Source organism: Nocardioides sp. NPDC004968 (assembly GCF_040608935.1).
Taxonomy (GTDB): domain Bacteria; phylum Actinomycetota; class Actinomycetes; order Propionibacteriales; family Nocardioidaceae; genus Nocardioides.
The window spans coordinates 50,597-58,907 of the sequence record NZ_JBEXJF010000032.1 but is presented as its reverse complement, the minus strand read 5'-3'; the positions used below and the strand labels follow the sequence as shown (position 1 = coordinate 58,907).

Here is an 8,311-nt window from a genome sequence, read left to right as displayed (position 1 = left end):
GGTGGGCAGGATGTTAAGCCGGTGCTCAAGGCGCTCGAAGGCCACAAGCGCTATATCCGCGGCGAGATCGCCCATCGCGTGAACCAAGCCGACTCGGGGACGGGGTGCACTGGCAGACTGTCCGGCGTGACCGTGACCGAGCCCTTCCGCATCGCACTGCTCATCGACGCCGACAATGCGCCTGCCTCGAAGATCGACGACATCTTGAACGACCTGGCCGAGTACGGCGAGGTGACGATCCGGCGGGCCTACGGCAACTGGACCAAGTCCGAGCTCAAGGGCTGGATCGAGGAGCTGCACGATGCCGCGATCAGGCCGATGCAGCAGTTCGACCTGACCGCGCACAAGAACGCCTCCGACATGGCGCTCGCGATCGACGCCGTCGAGCTGCTGCACGCGGCGATCCCGGACGCGTTCGCGCTGGTCTCCTCCGACTCCGACTTCACGCCGCTGGTGCACTACCTGCGGGAGAAGGGCCGGGCGGTCTACGGCTACGGCCGGGAGAAGACGCCGGCGCCGTTCAAGAGTGCCTGCACCCGGTTTACCGTGGTGGAGAAGCTCGGCGGCTCCGAGGAGGAGACCGAGGTCGACGCCGAGCCCGGGACCACGCGCACCCGCAAGCAGTCGTCCTCGGCGACCAACGGGCAGGCGCTGAAGCGCAACGCCCGCCTCATCCAGCTGCTGCGCAACTCCATCGCCGCGGCCGCCGACGACGACGGTTGGGCACTGGTCGGCACCGTGGTCTCCCGCATCCGCAACCAGTCCTCCGAGGACCCGCGCAACTACGGGTACGCCACTTGGACCAAGCTGATCAAGGCGATCGACCTCTTCGAGCTCAAGGACGAGGGCACCTCGGCGATCGCGGTCAGCGACAAGCGCACCAAGAAGTGACGTACGTCCTCTACTGGGTCTGCGCGGTGGCCGGGCGAGCACATCTGACGCCCTTGGGCACCGACCCGTGGAGGTGCTTCAGCGCGGCCTTGAAGTCGCGGCAGCGCTCGGTGTCCTCCTCCTTGTTGCGGGGGTAGCCGATCGCCGCGTTGACGCCGCCCATGTCGAGGGCGTCGGCGAGCGGGTTGATGTCGCGGGCGACGGTCCAGTACCACCGCGAGATCGGCGCGCTGTAGTCCAGCGACCGGGCGAGCTCGGGGCGGCGGCGCAGGTCGATGTCGAAGTAGGCGCCGGCGTCGGTGTAGTTGGCCTCGCCGGTCAGCTGGATGTAGCCGCGACCGGTGAACTTCCGCTTGTCGCGGCCCCTGGCGTCGTGGTGGAAGGAGCTCTCGTTGGCGAGCGTGGTCAGATACGCCGCCTGCCGGTAGGCGGTGGTGATCCCGGCATCGGCCATGGCGCGGTTGAGGCTCGGCAGCCCGGTCTCGACGGTGCTCCGGTCACCGACCTTCTCGCCGAACATGGCGACCAGATCGGCGTACGTGACCGATGTCCGTGCCTCCTCCGCGCCGGCCGTCGTGGTCGGGGAGAGGGCGAGAAGGGTGGCCGAGATCGAGGTTGCGACAAGGCCGAGAATCCTGTGGCGCATGGGGACAGAGTGACTGCTTGTCGGCGATCCCGCAAGCAGGGCTCGCCCGGCATAGGATTGCCCCGAATTAGCAGAGCCTCAATCAACACACGCCGTGGTGGGGGAAGCCGGTCGAATCCCGGCGCTGACCCGCAACCGTAGGCCCAGGCAGCGAGAGCGTCCTGGGCGAGCCGGAGCACCTACCGACGGACGCGTACTGACCTGACGCTGTCGTGGAAAGCAGCGGGTCGGCCCTGGGCCTTCCCGACGAACAGCGCGGAAGGAACCATGAAGAAGACCGTCCTCGGTGGCATCGCCGCCGCCCTCGCCCTCACCTCGCTCGCCGGCTGTGGCGAGAAAGCCGTCGAGGAGGGGGAGAAGCCCACCTACGACGCCAAGGTGTCCACCTCGGTGGCCGACTGGCTCGTGGCCCAGGCGCCGGAGGGCGTGGCCCGCAACGCGCAGTACGGCACCGACGACTTCGGGCTCAGCGCCGACATCGGGATCGCGCTGGCAGAGGTCGGCGGCTACGACGAGGAGATCTCCACGATCGCCGCGGCGGTGATGGAGAACAAGAAGGCGTACACCTCGCCCGGGTTCGGCACGATCACCTCGGCAGGGGCGACCGCGAAGGCGCTCGTCCTCCAGCAGAACGTCGATGCCTCCGACCCCGGTCTGCTCAAGCAGCTCGAGGGCACCGTCGCCGAGAACGGCCGTATCGCCGACGAGCTCGACCCCAAGAACAAGGAGGCGGCCGACTACTCCAACACCATCGGACAGTCGTACGCCGTGTGGGCGCTGAACAACGCCGAGAGCAAGGAGGCCGCGGCCGCGACGGAGTTCCTGGCCGGGCAGCAGTGTGAGGAGGGTTGGTTCCGGGTCACCTTCGCGGCTGACCCCTCAGCCGCCGATCAGACCTGCGACGCCGATCCCAAGGCCGTCCCGGACGCCGACGCCACCGCGTTCGCGCTGATCGCCCTGTCCGGGGTCGCCTCCCCGGAGGCTGAGAAGGCCGTCGAGGCCGGCGTCGAGTGGCTGAAGGAGACCCAAGCGGAGGACGGGTCGTTCAAGGCGGCCACCGGCAACATCGCCAACTCCAACACCACCGGCCTGGCCGGGTGGGCGTTCGGTCGCGCCGGTGAGACCGACGCCGCGGAGAAGGCGGCGAGCTGGGTCGCCGACCACGTCGTGACCTGTGGCGACGACGCCGGCGCGGTGGCCTACGACGACGCCGCGCTGACCGAGGGCAACACCAAGGGCCTGACCAAGGAGTCCGAGGGGATGTACCGCCTCGCCGCCGCCCAGGCGCTGCCGTCGCTGGTCTTCCTGCCCAAGGATGCGACCGCGAAGAGCTCGTGCTGATCCTGCGATCCTCGTTGGTGGCCCTGGCGATCCTCGCCGGGGCCACCGCACCTGTCTTCACCCCCGTCTCCGCCTCGTCTGCGGCCTCGTCCGCCGAGGCCTGTAAGGGCGTCACCGTCGTCGTCGAGCCCAACGCGTTGGGTGGCGGCCCTGAGGTCACCTGTGTCCAGCCCGGGGAGGGCGACACCGGCGCCGACCTCTTCGAGAAGGCGGGGCAACCGCTCACCTATGTGACCTCGATGCCCAGCGTCGTATGTCGCGTCGATGAGCGGCCGAAAGCCGCCGGTTGCGCCCAGATGCCGCCTGCCGACGCGTACTGGTCGCTGTGGATCACCGACGATTCGGGGGCCTGGAGCTATGCCTCCAGAAATGTTACCGAAATCAGCGTGACCTCCGGGCAGGGTGTTGCGTTCACGTGGATAGACGACGATGTCGTTACCGCTCCGGCGACGGAGCTTGGGGATGCTGTGGGGGCGCCCTCAAGCCCGTCGCCGGAGTTATCTCCGGAGGAGCCGACGGATTCGGCCTCCGGGACCGAGCATCTGCCCACCTGGGTCGCGCCCGCGGGGATCTTCGCACTCTTCACCGTCGCCGGTGCCGTGTGGTGGCGCCGGCGATGAGCGCGCTGTTGCGTGCGGCCGCGGTCGCGCATCTGCCCCGTGATCTGCACCCCGTCGCCTGGTGGGTGTGGGCGATCGGCATGGCTGCGTACGCCTCCTTCACCACCAACCCGTTGCTGCTCCTGCTCGTAGTGGGGGTGGTGTCGGTCGTGGTCGCCGCGCGCCGTGGCGACCAACCGTGGGCGAAGGCGTTCCGGCTCTACGTCGGTCTCGCGGTGTTCATCGTCGTGACCCGGGTGCTCTTCAGGGTGCTCCTGGGCGCCGTGCCGGGTCACGTGATCCTCGACCTGCCCGAGGTCCCGCTCCCGGAGTGGGTGCTGGGGATCCGGCTGCTCGGGCCGCTCACCCGCGAGGCGCTGCTGGCCGGCCTCTACGACGGGCTGCGGCTGGGCGTCATCGTGATCTGCGTCGGCGCGGCCAACGCGCTGGCGAACCCGAAGCGGCTGCTGCGCTCGCTGCCGCCGGCGCTCTACGAGATCGGCACCGCCGTCGTGGTCGCCGTGACGGTGCTGCCGCAGCTGGCCGAGTCGGTGCAGCGGGTGCGCGCGGCGCAACGACTACGTGCCGGTGCGACCGGAAACGTCAAGCGGCTGCGCCGCTTCCTGGTGCCGGTGCTCGAGGATGCCCTGGAGCGGTCGATGGCACTGGCGGCGGGGATGGACACGCGCGGCTACGGACGTACGGCCGGCGTCCCGGTCGCCACCAGGCGGATCACCTCGGCGCTCATGCTGGTCTCGCTCGTCGGGCTCTGCGTCGGCGTCTACGCGGTGCTGGACGGCACCACGCCAGGCTGGCTGGCCGCCACCATGCTCGCGCTTGGCTCCGGCGCCGCCGCTGGTGGGCTGACGCTCGCCGGCCGCCGGGTGACGCGGACCGTCTACCGGCCCGACCGGTGGCGCTGGCCGGAGGTCGTGGTGGCGCTGAGCGGGATCGCGGTTATCGCCGTGGGCTGGTGGGTCGCCCGCTACCAGGTCCCGGTCGCCTTTCCCGGCGTGAGTACCTTCCCGGAAGTCACCCTGACCGCCATGGCCGGTGTGCTCGTCGGGCTGGTCCCGGCCGTCGCCGCACCGCTACCGGCATCATCGCTCGTCCACGAGGAGGCAGTCGCATGATCGAGCTGCGAGGCATCACGTTCACCCCGCCCGACTCCTCCGAGCACGTGCTCAAGGACGTCGACCTCACCATCGAGGAGGGTGAGCTGCTGCTCGTGTCCGGTCCGACCGGCTCGGGGAAGTCGACGCTGCTCGGCGTGCTCGCCGGCCTGGTGCCGCGTTTCTCCGGCGGCGTGCTCGACGGTGACGTCCTGCTGGACGGGGCCTCGATCGTCCGTACGCCGCCGCGCGAGCGCGCCGGGATCATCGGCTACGTCGGGCAGGACCCGGTGGCCGGGTTCGTGACCGACACGGTCGAGGAGGAGCTCGCCTACGGGATGGAGCAGCTCGGTCTCCCGCCGGCGACCATGCGGCGTCGGGTCGAGGAGACCCTCGACCTGCTCGGCATCGCCGAGCTGCGGCAGCGGTCGCTGCGTACGCTCTCGGGAGGGCAGCAGCAGCGCGTCGCGATCGGCTCGGTGCTCACCACCCACCCCCGCGTCGTCGTGCTCGACGAGCCCACCTCCGCCCTCGACCCCACCGCAGCCGAGGACGTCCTCGCCACCATCACCCGGCTGGTGCACGACCTCGGCACCTCCGTCGTCCTCGCCGAGCACCGTCTCGAGCGGGTCGTGCCGTTCGCCGACCGCATCGCGCTCCTCGTCGGCGACGGCTCCGTTGCCGTCGGCGACCCCGCCGAGGTCCTGGAGACCTCGCCCATCGTCCCCCCGCTCGTCGAGCTCGGTCGCGAGCTCGGCTGGTCGCCGCTGCCGCTGACGGTTCGGGATGCGAGGCGGCGGGCGCGGTCGTTGGAATACCCGGTTAACCGGGTATCCCTGCACTTCTCAGGTGTTGCAACGCCAGAGAAGTGCAGGAAAAGCCTGAGAAGTTCCGGGCTCACCGTCACCCGAGGACGTACGCCGGTCCTGCACGACGTCTCGATCGAGCTACCCGCGGGGCGGGTGACGGCGCTGATGGGACGCAACGGATCGGGCAAGTCGACGCTGCTGTGGACGCTGCAGGGGACCCACAAGCGGCTGGCCGGGTCGGTGGACGTGGACGGCAAGGACCCGGCGACCCTCGACCCCGAAGAGCGACGCGAGCTCGTCGGGCTGCTGCCGCAGACCGCGGCCGATCTTCTCTATCTGGAGACGGTGGCCGAGGAGTGCGACGCGGGTGGCCCTCGGACGAGGGAGATCCTGGACAGCCTCGTCCCCGGCATCCCCGACGGCCAGCACCCGCGCGACCTCTCCGAGGGCCAGCGCCTGGCTCTGGCGCTGTCGCTGATCCTGAGCGCCGACCCGCCGGTCGTGCTCTTCGACGAGCCCACCCGCGGCCTCGATTATGCCGCCAAGCAGGCGCTGTCGGAGATCCTGCGCGAGCTCACCGAGGCCGGCAAGGCGGTCCTGGTGGCGACCCACGACGTCGAGTTCGTCGCCGAGGCCGCCGACGACGTGGTGGTGCTCGCCGACGGTGAGGTGGTCTCCGCCGGTGACGTACGCACCGTCACGGCCGAGTCGCCGGCGTTCGCGCCCCAGGTGAGCAAGGTCTTCGGCCCGGGCTGGCTGAACGTACGCGAGATCCTCGAGGCGGTGGGCGAGAGATGATCAGGTTCTCGCCTCGCACGGCGGTCCTGCTCGCCATCATCTCCGCGGCCGGGCTGATGATGTTCGGCTGGCCGCTGCTGCTCCACGGCTACGACCGGGTGCAGCCTCCGTTCATCTTCCTGGCGCTGCTGCCGCTGATGCTGGTGGTGCTGCTGAGCGAGCTCTCCACGGGCGGCATCGACACCCGGATGATCGCTGTCCTCGGCGTGCTCAGCGCGATCGAGGCCGTCCTGCGCGCCGTCTCCGCCGGCACCGGCGGGGTGGAGCTGGTCTTCTTCATGCTCATCCTCGGCGGCCGGGTCTTCGGTCCGGCCTTCGGCTTCGTCCTCGGCTGCACCAGCCTGTTCGTCGCGGCGCTCGTCACCGCCGGCGTCGGACCCTGGCTGCCCTACCAGATGCTCGGCGCCGCCTGGGTGGCGATGGGAGCCGGGCTCCTGCCACGCGCGAGCGGCCGCCGGGAGATCGGACTGCTGGCGGCGTACGGGATCTTCGCTTCGTACGCCTACGGGCTCCTCCTCAACCTGCAGGGCTGGCCGCTGCTCACCGGGGTCACGGTGCCCGGCGCGACCGGCAACCTCTCCTACGAACCCGGTGCCGCGGCCGCCGAGAACCTGGCGACGTTCCTGCGCTACACCCTGGTCACCTCGACCAGCAGCTGGGACACCGTGCGCGCGATCACCACCGCCGTCGCCATCGCCCTGCTCGGGCCCGCCGTCCTCGCCACCCTGCGCCGCGTCGCCCGCCGGGCCACGGTCACCGGCGTGGTGGTCTCGACAAGCTCGACCACCGGATAGGTCAGACGCGCTGGTGCTCGGAGACCCGGGCGAGAAAGGCGAGCAGCAGCTGGTGGACGCGTTCGGGCTGCTCCATCTGTACGAAGTGGGTGCCCTCGAGCTCGACGAAGGTGCCGTTCTTGACCCCGGCAGCGACCCGCGACATGTGGCGCGCACCGGCGATGAGGTCGCGGGTGCCCGCGACCAGCACGACCGGCACCTTGATCCGGCGCAGCGAGACCGGGCGGCGCTGGGAGGTGCGCAGCGCGAGGTGGAAGTACCACTCGACCGGGGTGGTCAGGAACTCCGCCAGCGCTGCGGCGGCGAGCTCGGGATCAGGGACCTTGCCGATCAGGCCGGCCTTGGAGAACACCTCGATCGCCCGCGGGCCGAGATCGAGGCGCGCCGCCAGGGGAGTGATCAGCGAGCCGGTGCGACACAGCACCTTCGAGGCGGTGCGGGTCACGAGAGCAGCCGCCGGGGCGGGCAGCCGCAGCGGCCCCAGCATCGACTTGAACGTGTCACCTGGCACCCCGGCGACACCGAAGACGCCCGAGACCCGCTCGGGATGGTCCGCGGCCAGCTCGAACGCGGTGTTGACCCCGATCGACCAGCCCATCACGACCGGCCGGGAGAGCGCGAAGGCGTCCATCACCGACAGCGCGTCCTCGGCGAAGTGCCTCGAGGTGGTCTGCTCCGGGTCCTTCGGCCGCGCCGAGCCGGAGGTGCCGCGGTGCTGCCAGGAGACGACGCGTACGCCGCACGAGGTGTGCAGCAGCGCCGGCCAGTTCCACGGGCTGGTGCCGAGGCCGTTGCACAGCAGCACCGTCGGCCCCTCGATCACGCCCTCGGGGTCGTTGGTCCAGGCGCGGATCAGGGTGCCGTCGTCCGAGAGCACGTCCCGGAACACGACCGTCGACTCGGCCATCGCCCGCGGCATGACCTTGATGGTCGCTCGCTGGCGCTCGCTCATGCAGACATTCTCTCCGAAGCGAGCAGCTGGAGATAGTTCTGCACATCCTCTCGCTCCGCACGCCGCAGCAGGAGCGCCTCCTCGGCGGCCTTGGCGTTGTGCCGGGCGACGAGCTGGGAGGCCACCGGCCAGGCGAGCAGCAGTTGGATGGGTCGTAGGAACGGGCCGACCATTCGCCCCGCGGTGCGAGCGGCGAGGAGGGCGGCGACTTGGGCGACGGCAGCGGTGTGTACGGGGGCGGTGATGGTCGACAACGGAGCAACTCCAAGGACTGGCGGGGACCGGGCGGCGAGGGGGAGTTGTCACCGAACTGTAGTGACCTCAACGTTCGGAGTCAGTGACGTGCGGATGTCGCTTGTGTGAAACGCC

The 8,311-nt window shown here is 70.3% G+C and carries 9 protein-coding genes and 1 riboswitch; of the genes, 6 read left to right on the top strand and 3 right to left on the bottom strand.

The window, feature by feature from the left end:
* Positions 1–891, top strand: an 891-nt coding sequence (locus ABZU72_RS22670) for an NYN domain-containing protein (RefSeq protein ID WP_355021057.1), incomplete at its 5' end; no start/stop codon positions are given.
* Positions 892–901: 10 nt separating this feature from the next.
* Here ABZU72_RS22670 and ABZU72_RS22665 read toward each other — a convergent pair.
* Positions 902–1,537, bottom strand: a complete 636-nt coding sequence (locus ABZU72_RS22665; protein ID WP_355021056.1) for a hypothetical protein — start codon at positions 1,535–1,537, stop codon at positions 902–904.
* A 101-nt stretch (positions 1,538–1,638) separates the two neighbouring features.
* Positions 1,639–1,717: riboswitch (cobalamin riboswitch) on the top strand.
* A gap of 87 nt (positions 1,718–1,804) precedes the next feature.
* Between ABZU72_RS22665 and ABZU72_RS22660 the strand changes: the two genes are divergently transcribed.
* Genes ABZU72_RS22660 through ABZU72_RS22640 form a run of 5 tightly spaced genes read left to right on the top strand, consistent with a single transcriptional unit; the run spans position 1,805 to position 6,990 of the window.
* Positions 1,805–2,878 carry a prenyltransferase/squalene oxidase repeat-containing protein gene (locus ABZU72_RS22660; protein ID WP_355021055.1) on the top strand — a complete coding sequence of 358 codons (1,074 nt, stop codon included), beginning with the start codon at positions 1,805–1,807 and terminating at the stop codon, positions 2,876–2,878.
* On the top strand, positions 2,872–3,498 hold the full coding sequence (locus tag ABZU72_RS22655) for a hypothetical protein (protein WP_355021054.1): 627 nt from the start codon (positions 2,872–2,874) through the stop codon (positions 3,496–3,498). The genes ABZU72_RS22660 and ABZU72_RS22655 overlap by 7 nt, the downstream gene beginning before the upstream one ends.
* Positions 3,495–4,610 carry an energy-coupling factor transporter transmembrane component T gene (locus ABZU72_RS22650; protein WP_355021053.1) on the top strand — a complete coding sequence of 372 codons (1,116 nt, stop codon included), beginning with the start codon at positions 3,495–3,497 and terminating at the stop codon, positions 4,608–4,610. The genes ABZU72_RS22655 and ABZU72_RS22650 overlap by 4 nt, the downstream gene beginning before the upstream one ends.
* Positions 4,607–6,196 carry an ATP-binding cassette domain-containing protein gene (locus ABZU72_RS22645; protein WP_355021052.1) on the top strand — a complete coding sequence of 530 codons (1,590 nt, stop codon included), beginning with the start codon at positions 4,607–4,609 and terminating at the stop codon, positions 6,194–6,196. Before ABZU72_RS22650 ends, ABZU72_RS22645 begins: the two co-directional genes overlap by 4 nt.
* Positions 6,193–6,990, top strand: coding sequence for an ECF transporter S component (locus ABZU72_RS22640; protein WP_355021051.1), 798 nt, complete (start codon positions 6,193–6,195; stop codon positions 6,988–6,990). Before ABZU72_RS22645 ends, ABZU72_RS22640 begins: the two co-directional genes overlap by 4 nt.
* A 1-nt stretch (position 6,991) precedes the next feature.
* On the opposite strand, the gene ABZU72_RS22635 is transcribed toward ABZU72_RS22640, so the two are convergent.
* Together ABZU72_RS22635 and ABZU72_RS22630 are read right to left on the bottom strand one after the other, a co-directional pair.
* A complete protein-coding gene (locus tag ABZU72_RS22635) occupies positions 6,992–7,942 on the bottom strand; it encodes an alpha/beta hydrolase (protein ID WP_355021050.1) in 951 nt (316 codons plus the stop codon).
* Positions 7,939–8,196: a hypothetical protein gene (locus ABZU72_RS22630; RefSeq protein ID WP_355021049.1), complete on the bottom strand. Its 258-nt coding sequence runs from the start codon at positions 8,194–8,196 to the stop codon at positions 7,939–7,941. The genes ABZU72_RS22635 and ABZU72_RS22630 overlap by 4 nt, the downstream gene beginning before the upstream one ends.
* Positions 8,197–8,311 lie beyond the last annotated feature (115 nt).

Coding starts and splice junctions, on each gene's coding strand:
- ABZU72_RS22665 (WP_355021056.1), bottom strand. CDS start 1,537: ATGCGCCACAGGATTCTCGGCCTTGTCGCAACCTCGATCTCGGCCACC.
- ABZU72_RS22640 (WP_355021051.1), top strand. CDS start 6,193: ATGATCAGGTTCTCGCCTCGCACGGCGGTCCTGCTCGCCATCATCTCC.
- ABZU72_RS22635 (WP_355021050.1), bottom strand. CDS start 7,942: ATGAGCGAGCGCCAGCGAGCGACCATCAAGGTCATGCCGCGGGCGATG.
- ABZU72_RS22650 (WP_355021053.1), top strand. CDS start 3,495: ATGAGCGCGCTGTTGCGTGCGGCCGCGGTCGCGCATCTGCCCCGTGAT.
- ABZU72_RS22660 (WP_355021055.1), top strand. CDS start 1,805: ATGAAGAAGACCGTCCTCGGTGGCATCGCCGCCGCCCTCGCCCTCACC.
- ABZU72_RS22645 (WP_355021052.1), top strand. CDS start 4,607: ATGATCGAGCTGCGAGGCATCACGTTCACCCCGCCCGACTCCTCCGAG.